21 protein-coding genes, 1 tRNA gene and 2 pseudogenes are annotated in these 19,102 nt (G+C 57.7%); 17 read left to right on the forward strand and 7 right to left on the reverse strand.

Annotated features, from left to right (window positions below; all coding sequences use genetic code 11):
• Position 1: 1 nt before the first annotated feature.
• From ACMGF8_RS15855 to ACMGF8_RS15870, 4 genes are read left to right on the forward strand one after another with little or no spacing between them, the layout of a single operon-like run.
• On the forward strand, positions 2-1,021 hold the full coding sequence (locus ACMGF8_RS15855; protein ID WP_102863624.1) for a LacI family DNA-binding transcriptional regulator: 1,020 nt from the start codon (positions 2-4) through the stop codon (positions 1,019-1,021).
• Positions 1,022-1,045: 24 nt separating this feature from the next.
• Entirely contained in the window at positions 1,046-1,963 is a 918-nt protein-coding gene (gene rbsK, locus ACMGF8_RS15860; RefSeq protein WP_102863622.1) for a ribokinase, read from the forward strand.
• Positions 1,960-2,364 (forward strand): D-ribose pyranase, encoded by a 405-nt coding sequence (gene rbsD, locus ACMGF8_RS15865; protein ID WP_416760236.1) that lies wholly within the window; start codon positions 1,960-1,962, stop codon positions 2,362-2,364. Before rbsK ends, rbsD begins: the two co-directional genes overlap by 4 nt.
• A gap of 42 nt (positions 2,365-2,406) precedes the next feature.
• Complete coding sequence (locus ACMGF8_RS15870) at positions 2,407-3,435, forward strand: nucleoside hydrolase (RefSeq protein WP_102863619.1); 1,029 nt, start codon at positions 2,407-2,409, stop codon at positions 3,433-3,435.
• Positions 3,436-3,468: 33 nt separating this feature from the next.
• Here the strand turns inward: ACMGF8_RS15870 and ACMGF8_RS15875 are convergent, their stop codons facing one another.
• On the reverse strand, positions 3,469-3,681 hold the full coding sequence (locus ACMGF8_RS15875; protein ID WP_102882485.1) for a hypothetical protein: 213 nt from the start codon (positions 3,679-3,681) through the stop codon (positions 3,469-3,471).
• A 165-nt stretch (positions 3,682-3,846) separates the two neighbouring features.
• Between ACMGF8_RS15875 and ACMGF8_RS15880 the strand changes: the two genes are divergently transcribed.
• Positions 3,847-4,152, forward strand: coding sequence for a hypothetical protein (locus ACMGF8_RS15880; protein ID WP_102863615.1), 306 nt, complete (start codon positions 3,847-3,849; stop codon positions 4,150-4,152).
• Between the two features lie 162 nt (positions 4,153-4,314).
• Positions 4,315-4,626 (forward strand): I78 family peptidase inhibitor, encoded by a 312-nt coding sequence (locus ACMGF8_RS15885; protein ID WP_102863613.1) that lies wholly within the window; start codon positions 4,315-4,317, stop codon positions 4,624-4,626.
• 70 nt (positions 4,627-4,696) lie between these two features.
• Here ACMGF8_RS15885 and ACMGF8_RS15890 read toward each other — a convergent pair whose 3' ends face one another.
• Positions 4,697-4,909, reverse strand: a complete 213-nt coding sequence (locus ACMGF8_RS15890; protein ID WP_003179963.1) for a cold-shock protein — start codon at positions 4,907-4,909, stop codon at positions 4,697-4,699.
• A 292-nt stretch (positions 4,910-5,201) separates the two neighbouring features.
• Positions 5,202-5,501, reverse strand: coding sequence for a hypothetical protein (locus ACMGF8_RS15895; protein WP_102863612.1), 300 nt, complete (start codon positions 5,499-5,501; stop codon positions 5,202-5,204).
• A 386-nt stretch (positions 5,502-5,887) separates the two neighbouring features.
• Between ACMGF8_RS15895 and thrS the strand changes: the two genes are divergently transcribed.
• From thrS to ACMGF8_RS15940, 9 genes are all read left to right on the forward strand, one after another.
• Positions 5,888-7,810, forward strand: a complete 1,923-nt coding sequence (thrS, locus tag ACMGF8_RS15900) for a threonine--tRNA ligase (protein WP_102863610.1) — start codon at positions 5,888-5,890, stop codon at positions 7,808-7,810.
• Entirely contained in the window at positions 7,810-8,361 is a 552-nt protein-coding gene (gene infC, locus ACMGF8_RS15905) for a translation initiation factor IF-3 (RefSeq protein ID WP_169893379.1), read from the forward strand. The genes thrS and infC overlap by 1 nt, the downstream gene beginning before the upstream one ends.
• 60 nt (positions 8,362-8,421) lie before the next feature.
• The gene (gene rpmI, locus ACMGF8_RS15910) at positions 8,422-8,616 is read left to right on the forward strand and encodes a 50S ribosomal protein L35 (RefSeq protein WP_002553160.1); all 195 of its coding nucleotides are present in this window, start codon (positions 8,422-8,424) and stop codon (positions 8,614-8,616) included.
• A gap of 30 nt (positions 8,617-8,646) precedes the next feature.
• Positions 8,647-9,003 (forward strand): 50S ribosomal protein L20, encoded by a 357-nt coding sequence (gene rplT / locus ACMGF8_RS15915; RefSeq protein ID WP_016963673.1) that lies wholly within the window; start codon positions 8,647-8,649, stop codon positions 9,001-9,003.
• A gap of 110 nt (positions 9,004-9,113) precedes the next feature.
• Positions 9,114-10,130, forward strand: coding sequence for a phenylalanine--tRNA ligase subunit alpha (pheS, locus tag ACMGF8_RS15920; protein WP_011060419.1), 1,017 nt, complete (start codon positions 9,114-9,116; stop codon positions 10,128-10,130).
• A gap of 35 nt (positions 10,131-10,165) precedes the next feature.
• A complete protein-coding gene (pheT, locus tag ACMGF8_RS15925) occupies positions 10,166-12,544 on the forward strand; it encodes a phenylalanine--tRNA ligase subunit beta (protein WP_416760241.1) in 2,379 nt (792 codons plus the stop codon).
• A gap of 3 nt (positions 12,545-12,547) precedes the next feature.
• Positions 12,548-12,850 (forward strand): integration host factor subunit alpha, encoded by a 303-nt coding sequence (gene ihfA, locus ACMGF8_RS15930; RefSeq protein ID WP_002553164.1) that lies wholly within the window; start codon positions 12,548-12,550, stop codon positions 12,848-12,850.
• Positions 12,831-13,187 carry a MerR family transcriptional regulator gene (locus ACMGF8_RS15935; RefSeq protein ID WP_007920509.1) on the forward strand — a complete coding sequence of 119 codons (357 nt, stop codon included), beginning with the start codon at positions 12,831-12,833 and terminating at the stop codon, positions 13,185-13,187. Before ihfA ends, ACMGF8_RS15935 begins: the two co-directional genes overlap by 20 nt.
• A gap of 88 nt (positions 13,188-13,275) precedes the next feature.
• Positions 13,276-13,352: transfer RNA gene (locus ACMGF8_RS15940), tRNA-Pro, on the forward strand.
• 82 nt (positions 13,353-13,434) lie between these two features.
• On the opposite strand, the pseudogene ACMGF8_RS15945 reads toward ACMGF8_RS15940, so the two are convergent.
• A pseudogene (locus ACMGF8_RS15945) lies at positions 13,435-13,822 on the reverse strand (site-specific integrase); the annotation flags it as partial.
• 58 nt (positions 13,823-13,880) lie between these two features.
• Complete coding sequence (chrA, locus tag ACMGF8_RS15950) at positions 13,881-15,086, reverse strand: chromate efflux transporter (protein WP_207167356.1); 1,206 nt, start codon at positions 15,084-15,086, stop codon at positions 13,881-13,883.
• A gap of 304 nt (positions 15,087-15,390) precedes the next feature.
• Here chrA and ACMGF8_RS15955 point away from each other — a divergent pair.
• A pseudogene (locus ACMGF8_RS15955) lies at positions 15,391-15,521 on the forward strand (CrcB family protein); the annotation flags it as partial.
• 172 nt (positions 15,522-15,693) lie between these two features.
• Here the strand turns inward: ACMGF8_RS15955 and ACMGF8_RS15960 are convergent.
• Positions 15,694-16,596 carry a universal stress protein gene (locus ACMGF8_RS15960; protein WP_416760244.1) on the reverse strand — a complete coding sequence of 301 codons (903 nt, stop codon included), beginning with the start codon at positions 16,594-16,596 and terminating at the stop codon, positions 15,694-15,696.
• A gap of 227 nt (positions 16,597-16,823) precedes the next feature.
• Positions 16,824-17,780 (reverse strand): LysR family transcriptional regulator, encoded by a 957-nt coding sequence (locus ACMGF8_RS15965; RefSeq protein ID WP_207816313.1) that lies wholly within the window; start codon positions 17,778-17,780, stop codon positions 16,824-16,826.
• Between the two features lie 95 nt (positions 17,781-17,875).
• Between ACMGF8_RS15965 and ACMGF8_RS15970 the strand changes: the two genes are divergently transcribed.
• Positions 17,876-19,102 carry an MFS transporter gene (locus tag ACMGF8_RS15970; protein ID WP_416760246.1) on the forward strand — a complete coding sequence of 409 codons (1,227 nt, stop codon included), beginning with the start codon at positions 17,876-17,878 and terminating at the stop codon, positions 19,100-19,102.

Consider the following 19,102-nt stretch of genomic DNA (forward strand, 5'->3'; position numbering starts at 1 on the left):
CATGGCAACAATCAAGGATGTGGCAGCGCTGGCGGGGATTTCCTACACCACGGTGTCCCATGTACTGAACAAGACGCGGCCGGTCAGTGAAGAGGTGCGGGTCAAGGTCGAGGCGGCGATCAAGCGCCTCGACTATGTACCCAGTGCGGTGGCTCGTTCACTCAAGGCTAAGACCACCGCGACCATCGGCCTGCTGGTGCCCAACAGTCTCAACCCCTACTTCGCCGAACTGGCACGAGGGATTGAGGACTACTGCGAACGCAACGGTTACTGCGTGATCCTCTGCAACTCCGACGATAACCCGGACAAGCAGCGCAACTATCTGCGTGTGCTTCTGGAAAAGCGCATCGACGGGCTGATTGTGACATCCGCTGGTGGCGACAGTGGTCTGGCCCAGGGCCTGGCCGGGGTGCGCACGCCGATGGTGATTGTCGACCGTGGGCTGGAAGGGGTGGACGCCGATCTGGTGCGTATCGACCACCATTACGGTGCCTACCTGGCGACCCGGCACCTTCTGGAGCTGGGGCACCGGGACATCGCCTGTATCGGCGGGCCGGCCAACACTAGCGTGGCGCAGATGCGTCTGGCGGGGTTTCGCCAGGCGTTGCAGGAAGCCGGTGTCGAGGTGCCAGCAGGGCGCATCCTGGAAAGTGACTTCAGCAGCACTGGTGGTTATCGGGCTGCGGCGCAGTTGCTTGAGAGGCGCCCGCCAAGCGCCATTTTCGCCGCTAACGACATGATGGGCATCGGTGTGTTGCGGGCCGCGGCGGAGCGCAATATCCGTGTACCCAGTGAGCTCTCGGTGATCGGCTTCGACGACATTCTCATGAGCCGTTATGTCTACCCGGCGCTGACCACGGTGGGTCAGTCGATCCTGCAACTGGGGGAGACCGCGGCAGAGTTGCTGCTGCGCCGGATCGCTGCGCGGGAGTTGCCGGTCGACCAGCGCATCGTTACGCCGAATATTGTCTTGCGGGAATCGACAGCGCCGCTCAGTAGCGCATTTGCCGAGTACCGCTGAATCCAATTGATTGAGTATCGATGTATGCCAGCAAAAGTAGTGGTAGTGGGAAGCCTCAATATGGATCTGGTGACCCGGGCCGAGCGCTTGCCGCGAGGAGGCGAGACGCTGATTGGCAAATCCTTTGCGACGGTGTCCGGTGGCAAGGGAGCCAATCAGGCAGTGGCGGCCGCCAGGCTGGGGGCGCAGGTGTCGATGGTCGGCTGTGTTGGCGATGATGCCTATGGCGAGCAATTGCGCAGTGCCTTGCTCGCCGAGCAGATCGATTGCCAGGCGGTGAGCGCGGTAGAGGGTTCCAGCGGCGTGGCCCTGATCGTGGTGGATGACAGTAGCCAGAATGCAATTGTCATCGTCGCCGGTGGCAACGGCCTGCTCAGCCCCGAGAAGGTTGCCGGGTTTGATCGGGTGTTGCAGGAGGCCGACGTGATCATCTGTCAGTTGGAAGTGCCCCTGGCAACGGTGGGGTACACCCTCAAGCGCGGGCGTGAGCTGGGCAAGACGGTGATTCTCAATCCGGCGCCGGCCAGCGGCCCGCTGCCGGAGCAGTGGTACGGCTCGATCGACTACCTGATTCCCAATGAAAGCGAGGCGTCCGCCCTCAGTGGCGTGGCGGTGGACTCGCTGGAGAGCGCCGAAGCTGCGGCCGGTCGCTTGATCGCCGCCGGTGCCGGCAAGGTCATCATCACCCTGGGGGCACAAGGTTCGCTGTTTGCCAATGGCCGCAGTTTCGAGCATTTTCCGGCGCCCAAGGTCAAGGCCATCGACACCACGGCCGCGGGGGATACCTTCGTCGGTGGTTTTGCCGCCGCCCTGGCTGCCGGCAAGAGCGAGGCCGAGGCGATCCGCTTTGGTCAGGTCGCTGCGGCGCTTTCGGTGACGCGCGCCGGTGCACAACCTTCCATTCCCACACTGTCCGACGTACAGGCCTTTGTCCCTTCATGAAAAAGACACCTTTGCTCAATATTGCCCTGTCACGCTTGATTGCCTCTTTGGGCCACGGCGACATCGTGGTGATCGGTGATGCCGGTCTGCCGGTGCCTCCTGGCGTCGAATTGATCGATCTGGCCCTGACCCACGGCGTGCCCGATTTTCTCGGCACGCTCAAGGTGCTGCTCAGCGAGATGCAGGTGGAGAGTCACGTGCTGGCCGAGGAAGTTCTGCTCAAGCGGCCGCAGCCTTTACTGGGGCTGGACGTGCTTAACCTCAGTGGCGAGCTCGGGGCGCGCAGACTGATGAGTCACGAAGATCTCAAGGTGCTCAGTCGCCAGGCTCGTGCAGTGATTCGCACGGGAGAGTGCCAGCCGTATTGCAACATCGCCCTGGTTGCCGGGGTGACCTTCTAGGCCGCTGTCCGGCTTTTCCTTATCTTGCACAAGGAGTGCGCCATGCACCGCTATGCTCTGCTGTTTCAACACTGGTTCCGGAGTCTGCTGCTCTTGTCTCTACTCACTGCTACCGGCGCTCAGGCGGCGGAAAAAATCGATCTGATCATCGACACCGACCCGGGGGCCGACGATGTGGTGGCTCTGTTGTTCGCCCTGGCATCGCCCGAGGAGCTGCATATTCGTGCCTTGACCACGGTGGCGGGCAACGTACGCCTGGACAAGACCTCGCGCAATGCGCGCCTGGCCCGTGAGTGGGCTGGTCGCGATGAAGTACCGGTCTACGCCGGGGCGCCAAAACCGCTGCTGCGCACGCCGATCTATGCCGAGAATATTCACGGCAAGGAAGGCATTTCCGGGGTGACTGTGCATGAGCCCAAGGCGCCGCTGGCCAAGGGCAATGCGGTCAACTATCTGATCGATACGTTGCGGGCGGCCAAGCCCCACAGCATCACCATTGCCATGTTGGGGCCGCAAACCAACCTGGCACTGGCATTGATCCAGGCGCCGGATATTACCCAGGGCATCAAGGAAGTGGTGGTCATGGGGGGCGCGCACTTCAATGGCGGCAATATCACCCCGGTGGCAGAGTTCAACCTGTTCGCCGATCCTCAAGCGGCCGAAGTGGTGCTCAAGAGTGGCGTCAAGCTGACCTACCTGCCACTGGACGTCACCCACAAGGTGCTGACCAGCGAGGCGCGACTGCAGAAGATCGCCGCCTTGAACAACAATGCCAGCAAGGTGGTTGGGGATATCCTCAATGAGTACGTCAAGGGCGACATGGAGCACTACGGTATTCCCGGCGGCCCGGTGCATGATGCGACGGTGATCGCCTATCTGCTCAAGCCTGAGCTGTTCAGCGGGCGTCAGGCCAACATGGTTGTCGACAGTCGTGAAGGGCCGACGTTCGGCCAGACCATCGTTGACTGGTACGACGGCCTGAAGCAGGAAAAGAACGTGTTCTGGGTTGAGAACGGTGATGCTCAGGGCTTTTTCGACTTGCTCACCGAGCGTCTGGCTCGCCTCAAGTAAGCAGCGCCCCCGCAGGCTCCTGCTTGCGGGGTTCTATTCCCGTTCCGGGTCCTGTGCGCCTGGGTGATCAGCAGGGTACTTCTCGAAAACCTGCTCAATGAACGCCCAGGCGGATTGGGTTCCCAGCTCCTTGACCAGCAGGTCTATGCCAATGATCGCCAACTCCTCCGGGCTCCCTGGGCTGTAGGAGCACTGGCCCTGGGGCCATTTGGCTTTGATGTCGGCGTCGATACTCACGGTGGCCATGAAAGTCTCACGAATTCGGATAAGGCGGGCGCCAGGGCCGGGCCTGGGCGGGTGTTTGCTGCGTCGCAGAGTTAACCATGTTGCCGGGCGTTTGGCACTCCGACTTAGGCATCAAGCGGGGGGCTATGCGACACTGGCGCTTTTCCTGCGCTCAAGGAAGCTTCTGTGCAAATCGATTTGAATCAGCCTGATGCCCTGACCCTGGAGGCGGTGCGCCAGCTTCTGGCTTCGGCCAGTGACAACGTGCATACCCAGTTGCGTGTCACCAGGACCGGGATTGCCTACATCTCTTCGGGAGTGGTGGGAGGTGTCGACATCGAGGGTTTGTTGTTTCGCCTGGAAACCTGGGCCGCCGGATCCGGCTATGTCGGTAACGTGGCGGCCAGTGACGAGGTTTGGGTAATGCAGATCTTCAATGCACTCAAGCAGAACTGGCCGAAACCGGCGTTCGACTACATCGATATCTATTGAGTACTGTTCATATTCAGTGACGATTGTCCTGTGAAAGTGTCGCGATGCCTGAGGCAGACTTACTCGCTGTCCGTGACATAGGGCAAAAGGCCATTTTGTTTTGAAACCAAAAGCCAAATCGGCTGTCGCACGATCTCTGCTTAATTTTGAAAAGGAGGCTTCATGCCTTGGAAGCTCGCTTCATTCGGAACCTTGTTGGCCGCTGTTGTCCTCAGTGGATGCAGCACCACCGGGTCGACAAAGGAACCTGTGGCCTCTGAATCCGGGCACACGCGTTGTGAAGCAACAGCTGCCGAATTTGCCGTCGGCAAGAAGGCTTCTCCCGAACTGCTGGAGCAGGCCCGTACTCGCGCAGGAGCCCAATATGCGCGTTTCCTCAAGCCTAATGACATGATTACTCTGGAGTACCGCTCCGACCGCCTGAACCTCAATACCGATGCCGGCCTGGTGGTTACTCGGGTCAACTGTGGTTGAGGGTTAGGCTTTTTGCCCGCGCATAAAAAACCCCGTCACATGGACGGGGTTTTTTTAGCTCGCTGAAAACTTACTCAGGGCGAACTTGTGCAGCTTGCATACCCTTTTGGCCTTTCTCAGCCACGAAGGAAACGGTTTGGCCTTCTTTCAGGCTTTTGAAACCGTCGCTTTCAATAGCTTTGAAGTGTACGAACAGGTCGTCACCGCCACCTTGAGGAGTGATGAAGCCGAAGCCTTTTTCATCGTTGAACCATTTTACGGTGCCGGTTTGGCGATTAGACATGGTGTATCTCCAAGAAACATATATTTTCAGTAGTGCTGTGCTGCTCAGGCCAACTGGGCACACCGAGCTATCATAGTCGAAATGTTCGGCTTGGGAGCCCCCTGTAGGTGCTCTTTGCCCGGTGTGTCCGTGTATTTTGCCGTTCGATTTGCCTGTAGGCCCCGGTTTAAGGGGCTTTCGCGGAAAACAAACGGTGATAAAAAAACCCGTAAAAGCTGCGTAAATTGTGAAAAAAACCGCGTTTTAGGCCTGCTGACATGCCTTGGTACAGCCTGTTTCGAGCGGTGGTTGGTTATTTGACCACTCGGCAAGCAGCGATGGCGTCCAGGGCTCGGGTTCTCAGTTCTGCACTAGGTTGCTTGGATTTACTCATCAGCTCCTTGATTTCATCGGTGGTGAATTTTTCATTCAGCTTGTCTGCACCGCAGGCGCAATGTTTCTCGGCGCTTTTGGCGTCGATGCTTTGGCTGGCTGCTGCAGTGCAATCCTTCATATAGTCGGCACGAGCTCCGGCAGGCCATGCAGCCTGTGCGCTCAAGGGCAGGAGCAGGGCGAGTGGGGCGGCAAGGGTAAGCAATTGGGTAAGGCGCATGAGTCGAGTTCTCCTGAGGTCGATAGCAAGGACGACGATTCTCTTGGTATTTGAGGTTCGGCGTACATCGCAAGTTCACTTTCTTCAATAAAAGACCGGAAAGTATCTTTTGGGAAACTTGCTGCGCGGTGCTTGCGATTTATCTGTGCTAGCATGCCCGGCTTGGGTGTTTTCAAGCTTTGGGTGTTGCACTTCTCCCTCGCGGTCTATGCCTCATTAATTTTGATTTGAACCCCAGTCACTCTGGTTCGGTTTCCCGGTTGGCCGCAAGGCTCTTGCCACTGTGAGGCAGGCGTTTGTTACAGAACGGCCGGACTGAATCGCGTACTGGCTCATCCCAACCCACGTGACCTTTGGTAGGGGTCACCACTAGGAGAGGAGGCGCCATGCCCACCATTACTCTTCCCGACGGCAGTCAACGTTCATTCGATCATGCGGTATCCGTAGCCGAGGTCGCTGCATCTATTGGCGCAGGTTTGGCCAAGGCCACCCTGGCCGGCAAGGTCAATGGCAAGCTGGTCGACGCCTGCGATGTGATCGACAGCGACGCAACCCTGCAAATCATCACGCCAAAGGACGAAGAGGGGCTTGAGATCATTCGCCACTCTTGCGCTCACTTGGTAGGGCATGCGGTCAAGCAGTTGTATCCGACCGCCAAGATGGTCATCGGCCCGGTCATTGATGAAGGCTTCTATTACGACATCGCCTACGAGCGTCCCTTCACGCCCGAAGACATGGCGGCTATCGAACAGCGCATGCAGCAGCTGATCGAGAAAGACTACGACGTGATCAAGAAGGTCACCCCGCGAGCCGAAGTGATTGAAGTGTTCAAGTCTCGTGGCGAGGACTACAAGTTGCGCCTGGTGGAGGACATGCCGAATGAGCAGGCAATGGGCCTGTACTATCACGAAGAATATGTCGACATGTGCCGCGGTCCGCACGTGCCGAACACGCGCTTCCTGAAGTCGTTCAAATTGACCAAGTTGTCTGGTGCCTACTGGCGCGGCGACGCCAAAAACGAGCAATTGCAGCGGGTTTACGGTACTGCGTGGGCGGATAAGAAGCAGCTCGCTGCCTATATCCAGCGTATCGAAGAGGCCGAAAAGCGCGACCATCGTAAGATTGGCAAGCGTTTGGGGCTGTTCCATACCCAGGAAGAAGCGCCGGGCATGGTGTTCTGGCACCCCAATGGTTGGACTTTGTACCAGGTGCTCGAGCAGTACATGCGCAAGGTGCAGCGTGAAAACGGCTATCTGGAGATCAAGACTCCGCAAGTGGTCGATCGCAGCCTTTGGGAAAAGTCCGGGCACTGGGCCAACTATTCCGAGAACATGTTCACCACCGAATCGGAAAGCCGCGACTACGCGATCAAACCCATGAACTGCCCGTGCCACGTGCAGGTGTTCAATCAGGGTCTGAAGAGCTACCGCGAGCTGCCGATGCGCTTGGCCGAATTCGGTGCTTGCCACCGTAACGAGCCTTCGGGAGCGTTGCACGGCATCATGCGTGTGCGCGGTTTTACCCAGGACGATGCTCACATCTTCTGTACTGAAGATCAGATGCAGGCCGAGTCCGCTGCGTTCATCAAGCTGACTATGGATGTCTATGCCGACTTCGGCTTCAAGGACATCGAGATGAAACTTTCCACTCGTCCTGAAAAGCGCGTGGGTTCCGATGAGTTGTGGGATCGTGCGGAAAATGCGCTAGCTGCGGCTTTGGATAGTGCCGGGTTGCCGTATGATCTGCAGCCGGGCGAGGGCGCGTTCTATGGTCCGAAGATCGAGTTCTCGTTGAAAGACTGCCTGGGGCGTGTATGGCAGTGTGGTACCTTGCAGCTGGATTTCAACCTGCCGATCCGCCTGGGTGCTGAATACGTATCCGAAGACAACAGCCGTAAGCATCCGGTGATGCTGCACCGGGCGATTCTCGGCTCCTTCGAGCGTTTTGTCGGGATTCTGATCGAGCATTACGAGGGCGCGTTCCCTGCGTGGCTAGCTCCGACTCAGGCCGTGGTGATGAATATCACTGATAAACAGGCAGATTTTGCCCTTGAAGTAGAAAAAACACTCAATCAAAGCGGATTTCGTGCCAAGTCCGACTTGAGAAATGAAAAGATCGGCTTTAAAATCCGCGAGCATACTTTGCTCAAGGTTCCCTATCTCTTGGTTATTGGAGATCGGGAGGTCGAGATGCAGACTGTCGCTGTGCGTACCCGTGAAGGTGAAGACCTGGGCTCGATGCCTGTGGACCAATTCTCGGCGTTCCTCGCACAAGCGGTTTCCCGGCGTGGTCGCCAAGATTCGGAGTAATTATTATTAAGCGTGATATGAGACAAGATAAACGAGCTGCACCGAAAGCCCCGATCAACGAGAATATCTCGGCACGCGAGGTTCGGTTAATTGGCGCTGACGGCGAGCAGATTGGCATCGTCTCGATTGATGAAGCGCTTCGTATAGCTGAAGAAGCCAAGCTGGATTTGGTGGAGATTTCCGCCGACGCAGTCCCACCTGTTTGCCGGGTGATGGATTACGGCAAATCGATCTTCGAAAAGAAGAAGCAGATTGCTGCTGCGAAGAAGAACCAGAAGCAGATTCAGGTTAAAGAAATCAAGTTTCGTCCAGGGACGGAGGAAGGGGATTACCAGGTAAAACTGCGCAACCTGGTACGTTTCCTGAGTGACGGGGACAGGGCCAAGGTATCCTTGCGATTCCGCGGCCGTGAGATGGCCCACCAGGAGCTGGGGATGGAACTCCTCAAGCGGGTTGAAGCTGACCTGCAAGAGTACGGTTCGGTCGAACAGCATCCTAAGATGGAAGGACGCCAGCTGATCATGGTCATCGCCCCGAAAAAGAAGAAGTAATCAACAGGGCACGGCAGGCCTTCTGATTATGTTTATCAACTGAATGCGGAGTATCCGAACATGCCAAAGATGAAAACCAAAAGTGGTGCTGCTAAGCGGTTTCTGAAAACTGCTAACGGTATCAAGCACAAGCACGCTTTCAAGAGCCACATCCTGACCAAAATGTCGACCAAGCGTAAGCGTCAACTGCGCGGTAGCAGCTTGCTGCATCCGTCTGACGTGGCAAAAGTCGAGCGCATGCTGCGCCTTCGTTAATTTTTGGATCAAGAATAGAGGAAGTAACTCATGGCTCGTGTAAAGCGTGGCGTCATTGCCCGTAAACGTCACAAAAAAATTCTGAAACTTGCTAAAGGCTACTACGGCGCACGCTCGCGCGTATTCCGTGTTGCCAAGCAAGCGGTAATCAAGGCAGGCCAATACGCCTACCGTGACCGTCGTCAGAAAAAACGTCAGTTCCGCGCTCTGTGGATCGCTCGTATCAACGCTGGTGCTCGTACCAACGGTCTGTCTTACAGCCGTTTGATCGCTGGCCTGAAAAAGGCGTCCATCGAGATCGACCGTAAGGTTCTGGCTGATCTGGCAGTGAACGAAAAAGCGGCGTTTGCTGCGATTGTCGAGAAAGCTAAAGCCACCTTGGCTTAAGTACCCCCGACAGTCATCCGGGCTCACCTATCGTGGGCTCTGGTGTTAAACGTCATAAATAGGGGAAGAGCCTTCAAGCTCTTCCCCTATTTTGTATCTGGAGTCTGTACATGGAAAACCTGGATGCGCTGGTTTCTCAAGCACTTGAGGCCGTGCAACACGCTGAAGACATCAATGCCCTGGAGCAGATCCGGGTTCACTTCCTTGGCAAGAAGGGCGAGCTGACTCAGGTGATGAAGACCCTGGGCAATCTCCCTGCCGAAGAGCGCCCGCAAGTCGGTGCGCTGATCAACGTGGCCAAGGAGCGTGTGACAGAGGTTCTCAATGCGCGTAAAGCCGCTTTCGAGGAGGCGGAACTCAGCGCCAAGCTCGCCGCCGAATGCATTGACGTAACCCTGCCGGGCCGTGGCCAGACCTCTGGCGGTCTGCACCCGATTACGCGGACCCTGGAACGTATCGAGCAATTCTTTACCCACATTGGCTACGGCATCGCCGAAGGCCCTGAGGTTGAAGACGACTATCACAACTTCGAGGCGCTCAACATCCCTGGCCATCACCCGGCCCGGTCGATGCATGACACCTTCTATTTCAATGCGAACATGTTGTTGCGCACCCACACCTCGCCGGTACAGGTCCGCACCATGGAATCGCAGCAGCCGCCGATTCGCATCGTCTGCCCGGGCCGTGTGTATCGTAGCGACTCCGATATCACTCACTCACCGATGTTCCATCAGGTCGAAGGCCTGCTGGTCGACCGCGATATCAACTTCGCCGACCTGAAAGGCACCATTGAAGAGTTCTTGCGGGTGTTCTTTGAAAAAGAACTGGCCGTACGTTTCCGTCCTTCCTACTTCCCGTTCACCGAGCCTTCCGCTGAAGTTGATATGGAATGCGTGATGTGCAGCGGTAAAGGCTGCCGTGTCTGCAAGCAGACTGGCTGGCTGGAGGTGATGGGTTGCGGCATGGTTCACCCGAACGTGCTGCGTATGTCCGGGATCGACCCGGAAGAGTTCCAGGGCTTTGCCTTCGGCATGGGCGCCGAGCGCTTGGCCATGCTGCGTTACGGTGTCAATGACTTGCGCCTGTTCTTCGACAACGACTTGCGGTTCCTTGCGCAATTTCGCTAGTCGCGCGTCCGTAACGAATCTATTAGGAGAGCAGGATGAAATTCAGTGAACAATGGTTGCGTGGCTGGGTTAGCCCGCAAGTAAGTCGCGACGAGTTGGTTGCTCGTCTGTCGATGGCCGGTCTTGAGGTTGATAGCGTAACGCCAGCCGCCGGAGATTTCAGTGGGGTAGTGGTGGGTGAGGTGTTGAGCACCGAGCAGCACCCGGATGCCGACAAGCTGCGTGTGTGCCAGGTCAGCAATGGCGCGGAAACCTTCCAGGTGGTCTGCGGCGCACCCAACGTGCGTCCAGGCTTGAAGATCCCATTCGCGATGATTGGCGCCGAGCTGCCGGGCGATTTCAAGATCAAGAAAGCCAAGCTGCGTGGCGTTGAATCCAACGGCATGCTGTGTTCCCAAGCCGAACTGCAGATTGGCGAAGGCAGCGATGGTCTGATGGAGCTGCCGGCCGATGCTCCGGTGGGGGAGGACGTTCGCGTCTATCTGAACCTGGACGATGCCAGTATTGAGGTCGATCTGACTCCAAACCGTGGTGACTGCCTGTCGCTTGCCGGTCTGGCCCGTGAGGTCGGTGCGCTCTATGCCGCTAAAGTGCAGCGCCCTGAAGTGAAAGTGGTTGCCGCAGTGCACGACGAAGTACGCCCTGTGGAAGTACTGGCTCCGACGGCCTGCCCGCGTTATCTGGGTCGGGTTATTCGCAATGTCGATTTGTCCAAGCCGACCCCTCTGTGGATGGTTGAACGCTTGCGTCGCGCCGACGTGCGCAGTATCGATGCGGCGGTGGACATCACCAACTATGTGATGCTCGAACTGGGCCAGCCGCTGCATGCTTTCGATCTCGCCGAAATCAACGGCGGCATTCGGGTGCGCATGGCCGAAGAGGGCGAGAAACTGGTACTGCTCGACGGCCAGGAAGTTACCCTGCGTAGCGATACCCTGGTGATTGCTGACCACACCCGTGCCCTGGCAATCGCTGGCGTTATGGGCGGTGAGCACAGTGGCGTTACCGCAAACACCCGCGATGTGTTTTTGGAAAGCGCTTTCTTCGACCAGATTTCGGTTGCTGGCAAAGCCCGTTCCTATGGCCTGCATACCGATGCTTCTCATCGCTATGAGCGTGGTGTGGACTGGCAGTTGGCTCGTGAGGCCATGGAGCGTGCAACTGGCTTGTTGCTGGAGATCACTGGCGGCGAAGCTGGTCCGATCATCGAAGTTGTCAGCGAGCAGCACTTGCCATCTGTTGCACCTGTGACGCTGCGCGCTGAGCGCATCACCCAGATGCTGGGCATGCAAATCGACGGTCCCGAGGTCGAGCGTCTGCTCACGGCGTTGGGCCTGACAGTCACTGCTGATGGTGCAGACCAGTGGCGCGTTGAAGTGCCAAGCCACCGTTTCGATATCAGCCTTGAAGTCGACTTGATCGAAGAGTTGGCGCGTCTCTACGGCTACAACCGTTTGCCGGTTCGTTATCCGCAGGCTCGTCTGGCCCCTCAGGCTAAGGCGGAAGCGCAAGGTGATCTGCCTGCCCTGCGGCGTCTGCTGGTAGCCCGTGGTTATCAGGAAGCAATCACTTACAGCTTCATCGATCCGAAATTGTTTGAGCAGTTCAATCCAGGTGTTGAACCGCTGCTATTGGCCAACCCGATTTCGGCTGACATGGCGGCCATGCGCGCTTCTTTGTGGCCTGGCCTGGTCAAGGCACTTCAGCACAACCTGAACCGTCAGCAAGATCGCGTCCGCATGTTTGAAAGCGGCTTGCGCTTTATCGGTCAACTGGAAGGCTTGAAGCAGCAGCCAATGTTGGCCGGCGTCGTTTGCGGCAGTCGCTTGCCTGAAGGTTGGGCGCAAGGTCGCGACGGTGTCGACTTCTTTGACGTCAAGGCGGATGTCGAGGCAGTGCTGGGCCTTGCTGGCGCACTGGATGAATTCACTTTTGCTCCGGGCAAGCATCCTGCGCTGCATCCTGGTCAGACTGCACGTATCGAGCGTGATGGTCGTGAGGTCGGTTATCTGGGGGCTATTCACCCGGAACTGGCAAAAAACCTCGGCCTGGATCGTCCGGTTTACGTGTTTGAGCTGGTTCTGGGCGAGGTGGCTCAAGGTCGTCTTCCGAAGTTCCACGAGCTTTCGCGTTTCCCAGAAGTACGCCGTGACCTGGCATTGCTGGCGGATCGTGACGTGGCGGCGAGCGCAGTACTGGACGTAATTCGTGAAAATGCAGGCGAATGGCTGACAGACCTCAGGCTCTTTGACGTCTATCAGGGTAAAGGCATTGATCCGCATAGAAAAAGCCTTGCCGTCGGCTTGACCTGGCAGCATCCATCGCGCACTCTTAATGACGATGAGGTGAACTCCACGACACAAAACATCCTCACCTCGCTCGAACAAAGGTTGAACGCCACGTTAAGGAAGTGACGTATGGGGGCTCTGACGAAAGCTGAAATGGCCGAACGTCTCTACGAAGAGCTAGGCCTGAATAAACGCGAGGCCAAGGAATTGGTCGAGCTTTTCTTTGAAGAAATCAGGCACGCTCTCGAAGATAACGAACAGGTCAAATTGTCCGGTTTCGGTAACTTCGACCTTCGGGATAAACGCCAGCGTCCTGGCCGCAACCCGAAAACGGGTGAAGAAATCCCGATCACGGCTCGCCGTGTGGTCACCTTTCGTCCAGGGCAGAAGTTGAAGGCCCGAGTTGAGGCTTATGCTGGAACCAAGTCATAACGACGAGCTCCCGGTCATCCCGGGTAAGCGCTACTTCACCATTGGTGAAGTCAGCGAGCTCTGTGCGGTAAAACCGCATGTGCTGCGTTATTGGGAGCAAGAGTTTCCTCAACTCAACCCCGTCAAACGCCGCGGAAATCGCCGGTATTATCAGCGCCAGGACGTGTTGATGATCCGGCAGATCCGCGCGTTGCTTTATGATCAGGGGTTTACCATCGGTGGAGCGCGCTTGCGCCTTTCCGGTGATGAGGCCAAAGACGACACCACCCAATACAAGCAACTGATCCGTCAGATGATCTCTGAGCTTGAAGATGTGCTTGTGGTGCTCAAGAAGTAATTCATCGTATTAAATACTTCCACTTTTCAAAAGCTTGCGGTATATTCCTCAACGTTTCCTGAGAAGTGAAACAGGTTTCACGCCTAGTCGGGGCGTAGCGCAGTCCGGTAGCGCACTAGCATGGGGTGCTAGGGGTCGAGTGTTCGAATCACTCCGTCCCGACCATATTTTTCAATGACTTAGCCGCTTTCGAGCGGTTTTGTTGTTTCTGCCATAGTGACTTTCCAAGTGACCCTGGCCATTTTCTTCAGGCCTCCCTCCTTTTCAAAATCGTCAGCGCTGGTGCATGCGAGTCAGTTGCTGATACGTTGTTTGCCGCCTCAATGAGCTGATCCAGTTCTGCTGCCGAGCAGTGCTTTTCGATCCTCCTAAGTCACGCCCGCGGCACGTCGCCTTCTACCCAAGGTGTCGCGAATGCGGATTCTGACAAAGCCATCATGCGTCGGCCGCAGGAACTTCTCCTGCCACATTCTCGCCGCCCTGACCCTGGCCTGCTTCCAGGCTGAGTCATTCATGTGGTGGAACGTCGTTTCATTCCCCACGCTATCAGGCTTGCCAAGCGGGAACGCGTAGAGCGGTTGCTTTCCCCGCGGCTTCTCGATTACCGACCTGGCCAACTCTCCGCCCATGGCAAGGACGCTATAGAAGGGCATTCCAACCGGACGAGAAAGCCCTACGGAGTTTGAAAGACTGTCAAAGCATGGCACTCAGCAACCATCCGGCTACACCACCACCGATCACCACCAACCAGGGCGGTTGCTTCCAAAACATCAGAGCGACCAGGCACACCAATGCCAAACCGAAGTCCTGTGGCTTAAGGATCGCGCTCGTCCACACAGGCTGATAAAGCGCCGCTAGAAGCAAACCAACCACCGCTGCATTGATCCCAAGCAACGCTGCTTGGATATGTACGCTGCGCCGCAGTTGTTCCCAAAACGGTAACGTACCAACGATCAATAGAAACGACGGCAGAAAAATGGCTAGCAAACAAATGACCCCGCCGACCCAGCCAGAGGGTTCGACGCTCATCGAAGCGCCTAGAAATGCCGAGAAGGACAAAAGCGGCCCAGGAACAGCCTGCGTTGCACCATACCCGGCAAGAAAGGTTTCATTGCTGACCCAGCCTGAAGGCACTACTTCGGCCTGCAACAATGGCAACACCACATGACCACCACCAAACACCAGAGACCCGGAGCGATAAAACGCATCTACCATGGAGAGCGTCTGATTGAGTAGCATCTGGCTCATTATCGGTAAGCCGACCAGCAAAGCGAAGAACAGTGATAACCAGAACAAACCTGCTCGGTAACCGACCTTTATAGGCAGTGGATCATGTTCGGCGGCGTGAGCGGGTTTGAATAAAAGCAAGCCGGCAAAAGCCGCGACAACAATTGAGCCGATCTGCCCCCATGCAGACGGAACCAACAGCACCACACACGTCGTAATCGCCATGATCGTGATACGCAACGCATCAGGGCATAGATTCCGTGCCATTCCCCATACGGCTTGAGCGACCACCGCAACGGCCACGACTTTCAGGCCGTGCAGTACGCCAGGCGCGATGATGTCGCCATGGTTGGAAATACCTAACGCAAACAGGATCAGAAGGATGGCCGAGGGCAGCGTGAAACCTGCCCAGGCGGCCAGCGCCCCAGAGTAGCCCGAACGAGAGAGTCCCAGCGCCATACCAACCTGACTACTCGCGGGGCCTGGCAAGAACTGACAAAGTGCGACCAGGTCAGCATAGCTACGCTCAGTCAGCCATTGCCGGCGCGTGACGAACTCATCGCGGAAATACCCCAAGTGTGCGATGGGGCCGCCAAATGAGGTCAGTCCCAAGCGCAAAAAGATGAGGAATATAAAAAACGGTCGACGGTCACCTTTGCTGTTTATGTTCATGCACATGTTTTCTGCATTGAATTAGACATTCATGACGATGAGGAAAAGAGGGCTGCAAACGGGTCTGCGTCTACGAAAGCTGGGGGCGGAAAAAAGGTCGTGAATCTTCATGTCGTGGTTTTTCCTTGCGATTTGCGCCGCGTAGACCAGGGCGCGGTAGAGATACACCTCGAATCTGGGCGCCACCATAGTGTTCGATTGAGGTGTCAAAACTCACTAAGCCAGTTCATACGAACTCGTTGTACCTTGAAAGTCTGACAGTGGCTGCCATGGCATGAAAACAGGAGAGGGTATTCCTCCTTTCATCACGGGCTTCTGTGGCGGACTGACCACCTTTTCCACATTTTCCACCGAGACAGCTGCCCTGATTCAGGAGGGCAATGGCTGTGTTCACTCGGCTCGGTTTCATTGCACGCCGCAGGACTTCTGTCCTAGCAAATGATCGGTACGCGCTGAGGAAATGAAAATGGAAGGTTTTCTGGTGATTTTCTTTACCCCACAGAAGCGTCGTTATCACAGACCCCCCAAGGGGCAGCGCAAGTCCGCAGCTTGGGTCAAAAACCACATCAGCACTAACAGCCGGCTGCGATAGTGGCGGTTTTTCCGTTCATTGATCCGCTTCTCCCGTGATGGCCAGAACGCTGCACGGCACCTGATGCAGAACATGCTCGGTAGTACTGCCAATAAGCTTGTCCACCCCTTTGTGATGGGTATTTCCCATTACGAAGACATCTGCTCGAGTATGAGTGGCAAATTCGGCCATCGCTTTGGTTGGCGGCCCTGCAATGAAGTGTTGCCGCTCAGGTGGCACGCCATGGCGTTCCGCCAAGGCAATGAAGCACTTTTCAAGTGACCGGCGCACGTCGTCGCTGAAGCCTGGCATCGTCACGGCGCCGGTACCCGCATCAGAGAAATGTGTGTGTGTCAGTTCATAGGCATACAGCATGTGCAATTCAGCCTCACATTGCGTCGCCAGTTCGTTCGCCGCCTGAATGATGCTGTCGTTGATTCCGCTGATCTGACCCTCTGGATGCGATGGATCAACCGCCGCCACAATCATCCGAGGAAGCGGACACCTGACTTCACTGACCAGATGTAAGGGGGTCGGACATTGACGCAGCAACTGCCAATCCAAAGGTGTGACGAATACGCGTTTGAGCGCTGATTCATGATGTACGTCCTTGATAATCAGGTCCGGCTGCATTTCAGCCACATGCTCAAGGATTGCTTGCAGCGGGTCACGGGTCACTGCAACTTCGGTGGTCACGTTGATGCCCTGCCTGCGCATGAGTTCGGCCTCATCCGTCAACCACTGCAGGTTCTCCTGCCGGCAACTCTCACGAAGTTGTTCGCTGTTGCTCATTAACCGCATAAGGTCGAAGTCTTCGATGAACACTGCGATATGCAGCGCGGCGCCCGTAGCGTCGGCCAGGGCGATTGCCCGCTCCATCGCCGGCGAGTGACGCATGGTGGGACCTGCGATCAGAAAGAGTCGTTGATATTGCCTCATGTGACACCTCCAGCGTTTCGGGTTATCCGCTAGCGCCCCCAGCACCCTCGCTTGTCCCACCATTGGCGACCTTTTATCGCCTCAACTACCTGGATCGACACTATCAATATACGCCTGCATCAGCGGCTAGCCAGTTGCCAAGACTGTCGAAGTGTCTAGCAGACCTTTGCACGTGCATGGCTACAGCAGAGAGTTGGTGGGCAGCGACGTCAATGGCAACGATCTGCTCATCGTTGGAGGTGGGGCAGAGGCCCGGGTGGCATGCCGCGAGCGCCCACAGATTGCGGTTGCGCCTGGAGCAATTCGTCGAGCACCCCCATGAAGGCGTCCACCAGTTGGCTGCGCCCTTGCTTGCGGGTCAGTACCAGCAGTTGCGCCGTGGCGCCGGGGTCCGTCAGCGGTCGGTAGGTCACGCCTTTTTTGGCCAGGGTCTGGGTACAGCGAGGCACCAGGGCAATGCCCCGGCCGGCGGCGACCAGGGCGATGATCGAGGTGATCTGCCGGCCGCTGGGGCCCGGTCGCAGGGGCAGGCCGTTGCGCCGGTAGAGTTGTTCGATCGCCTCGTTGAGCCCCGAGCCGTAGTCCGCCGGAAACAGGATCAACGGGTGTTCGCTGAGCTCGGCCAGGGTCACCTGATCCTGGGCGGCCAGGGGGCTGTCGCTGGAGATGGCCGCCACCAGGGGTTCGTCCCCCAGGGACAGGGCCTGGATTTCGCTCTGCTCGCTGGGTGGCTGCATCCGGCTCATGCCGATATCGATTCGCCCGTCGACGATCTGTGACCACTGGCTGACCGACGCGCCCTCGACTAGGGTCAGTTGCACGTCCGGGTAGCGCTGGGCGAAGGCCTGGATCGCCTGGCTGAACAGGTCCGACAGGGCGATCGAGCTGGCGTAGCCCAGGGCCAGTTGCCCGGCGCTGCCCTTGGCCAGCTTGCTGGCCATGACCTGGGTCAGGTCCACCTGTTCCAGCACGGCCCGGGCGTAAGGCAAAAAGTGCCGGCCCTGGGCGGTGAGGGAGACGGTGCGACTGGTGCGGTCGAACAGGCGAAACCCCAGTTCGGCTTCCAGTGCCGAAATCTGCCGGGTCAGCGGCGGTTGCGCGAGGTGCAGGCGCAGGGCGGCACGGCCAAAGTGCAGCTCCTCGGCGACGGTCAGAAAGTAACGCAACTTGCGTAGATCGAGCATCCTGTTCCCTGGGTATTGATCGGTCGTAAATCGGTATTGGTCTTGGGGTCGCGGGGTATTTTATAAAGGCCTTTCGTCATAAAACGAGAGGTTTCATGAATCCGCGCCAGCATTGTGCTCGCATCGCCCTGTTTTTGTGCGGTTGTGCGGCCTTTCTCAACCTGTATGCAACCCAGGGCATTCTTCAGGAGCTCGCCCAGAGCTTTCAGGTGAGTATCAGGGACGCGGGCTGGAGCATCACCGTGACCACCCTGGCGGTGGCCATCACCGCACCTTTTGTCAGCCGTTTCACCGGCCGTTTCCAGCAGCGCTCGGTCATGGTCCTGGCGTCCCTGCTGTTGGCGCTGCCGGCGCTGCTGGCAGCCTGTGCCGGCAGCTTTGCCCAGTTGCTGTTCTGGCGTTTTATCGAAGGCATGCTGATCCCGGTGGTGTTCGCCACCAGCGTGGCCTACATCGGCGATCGCTGGAGCGGCGGCACCGTCACCGAAGTCACCAGCCTCTACGTGGCCGGCACCGTGCTGGGCGGTTTCGCCGGACGTTTCGTCACCGGCTTCATGACCGAGTACGTCGGCTGGCGCGAGGCCTTCGCGCTATTGGCCGGCCTGAGTCTGCTGATCGGCATGGCCATCCATTTCCTGCTGCCGGCCAATGCGCCCGTGGTCAGCAGCCGTGCACAGAACCGCATGCGGGATCTGCGCGAGCTGTGCAGCCGGCCCTTGCTGGCGGCCTATGGCGTGGGCTTCTGCGTGCTGTTCTCCCAGGTGGCCACCTTCACTTACGCCGGGCTCTACCTCAGCCTGCCGCCCTTCGACCTGGGCGCCGCGGCCCTGGGGGCCATCTACAGCGTATTCCTGCTGGCACTGGTGGTGATTCCCATCGCCGGCCGCCTGAGCAAGTCCCGGCCCCAGGCCGAGTTGCTCAAGGTCGCGGCCCTGCTCGGGGTCGGCGGCTCGGCCCTGACCCTGCTGCCTTCGCTGTGGCTGATCGTGCTGGGCCTGGCCTTGAGTTCCACCGGGGTGTTCATGGCGCAGGCCGCCGCCAACTCCTTCACCACCGCCACCGCCCGCCACAACAAGGCCGGGGCGGTGGGGCTGTACCTGACGTTCTACTACTTGGGCGGCAGTTTCGGCGCTGTGGTCCCGGCACTGCTCTGGAGCCATTGGGGCTGGCAGGGCTGTGTGGCGCTGATCGTGGTTTTCCAACTGCTGTCGCTGCTGATTGCCTGGGGCGGCTGGAAGCCCCTCGAACCCGAAGCACCGGTCGCCGATCCCAGGCCGGTGAACCCCCTAGATGCATCATCCAACAAGGAATACGTGAGGTGA

It is taken from the genome of Pseudomonas sp. BNK-7, from assembly GCF_048072025.1.
Lineage (GTDB): Bacteria > Pseudomonadota > Gammaproteobacteria > Pseudomonadales > Pseudomonadaceae > Aquipseudomonas > Aquipseudomonas danubii.

Coding starts and splice junctions, on each gene's coding strand:
- ACMGF8_RS15855 (WP_102863624.1), top strand. CDS start 2: ATGGCAACAATCAAGGATGTGGCAGCGCTGGCGGGGATTTCCTACACC.
- rbsK (WP_102863622.1), top strand. CDS start 1,046: ATGCCAGCAAAAGTAGTGGTAGTGGGAAGCCTCAATATGGATCTGGTG.
- rbsD (WP_416760236.1), top strand. CDS start 1,960: ATGAAAAAGACACCTTTGCTCAATATTGCCCTGTCACGCTTGATTGCC.
- ACMGF8_RS15870 (WP_102863619.1), top strand. CDS start 2,407: ATGCACCGCTATGCTCTGCTGTTTCAACACTGGTTCCGGAGTCTGCTG.
- ACMGF8_RS15875 (WP_102882485.1), bottom strand. CDS start 3,681: ATGGCCACCGTGAGTATCGACGCCGACATCAAAGCCAAATGGCCCCAG.
- ACMGF8_RS15885 (WP_102863613.1), top strand. CDS start 4,315: ATGCCTTGGAAGCTCGCTTCATTCGGAACCTTGTTGGCCGCTGTTGTC.
- ACMGF8_RS15890 (WP_003179963.1), bottom strand. CDS start 4,909: ATGTCTAATCGCCAAACCGGCACCGTAAAATGGTTCAACGATGAAAAA.
- ACMGF8_RS15895 (WP_102863612.1), bottom strand. CDS start 5,501: ATGCGCCTTACCCAATTGCTTACCCTTGCCGCCCCACTCGCCCTGCTC.
- thrS (WP_102863610.1), top strand. CDS start 5,888: ATGCCCACCATTACTCTTCCCGACGGCAGTCAACGTTCATTCGATCAT.
- rpmI (WP_002553160.1), top strand. CDS start 8,422: ATGCCAAAGATGAAAACCAAAAGTGGTGCTGCTAAGCGGTTTCTGAAA.
- rplT (WP_016963673.1), top strand. CDS start 8,647: ATGGCTCGTGTAAAGCGTGGCGTCATTGCCCGTAAACGTCACAAAAAA.
- pheS (WP_011060419.1), top strand. CDS start 9,114: ATGGAAAACCTGGATGCGCTGGTTTCTCAAGCACTTGAGGCCGTGCAA.
- pheT (WP_416760241.1), top strand. CDS start 10,166: ATGAAATTCAGTGAACAATGGTTGCGTGGCTGGGTTAGCCCGCAAGTA.
- ihfA (WP_002553164.1), top strand. CDS start 12,548: ATGGGGGCTCTGACGAAAGCTGAAATGGCCGAACGTCTCTACGAAGAG.
- ACMGF8_RS15935 (WP_007920509.1), top strand. CDS start 12,831: ATGCTGGAACCAAGTCATAACGACGAGCTCCCGGTCATCCCGGGTAAG.
- chrA (WP_207167356.1), bottom strand. CDS start 15,086: ATGAACATAAACAGCAAAGGTGACCGTCGACCGTTTTTTATATTCCTC.
- ACMGF8_RS15960 (WP_416760244.1), bottom strand. CDS start 16,596: ATGAGGCAATATCAACGACTCTTTCTGATCGCAGGTCCCACCATGCGT.
- ACMGF8_RS15965 (WP_207816313.1), bottom strand. CDS start 17,780: ATGCTCGATCTACGCAAGTTGCGTTACTTTCTGACCGTCGCCGAGGAG.
- ACMGF8_RS15970 (WP_416760246.1), top strand. CDS start 17,876: ATGAATCCGCGCCAGCATTGTGCTCGCATCGCCCTGTTTTTGTGCGGT.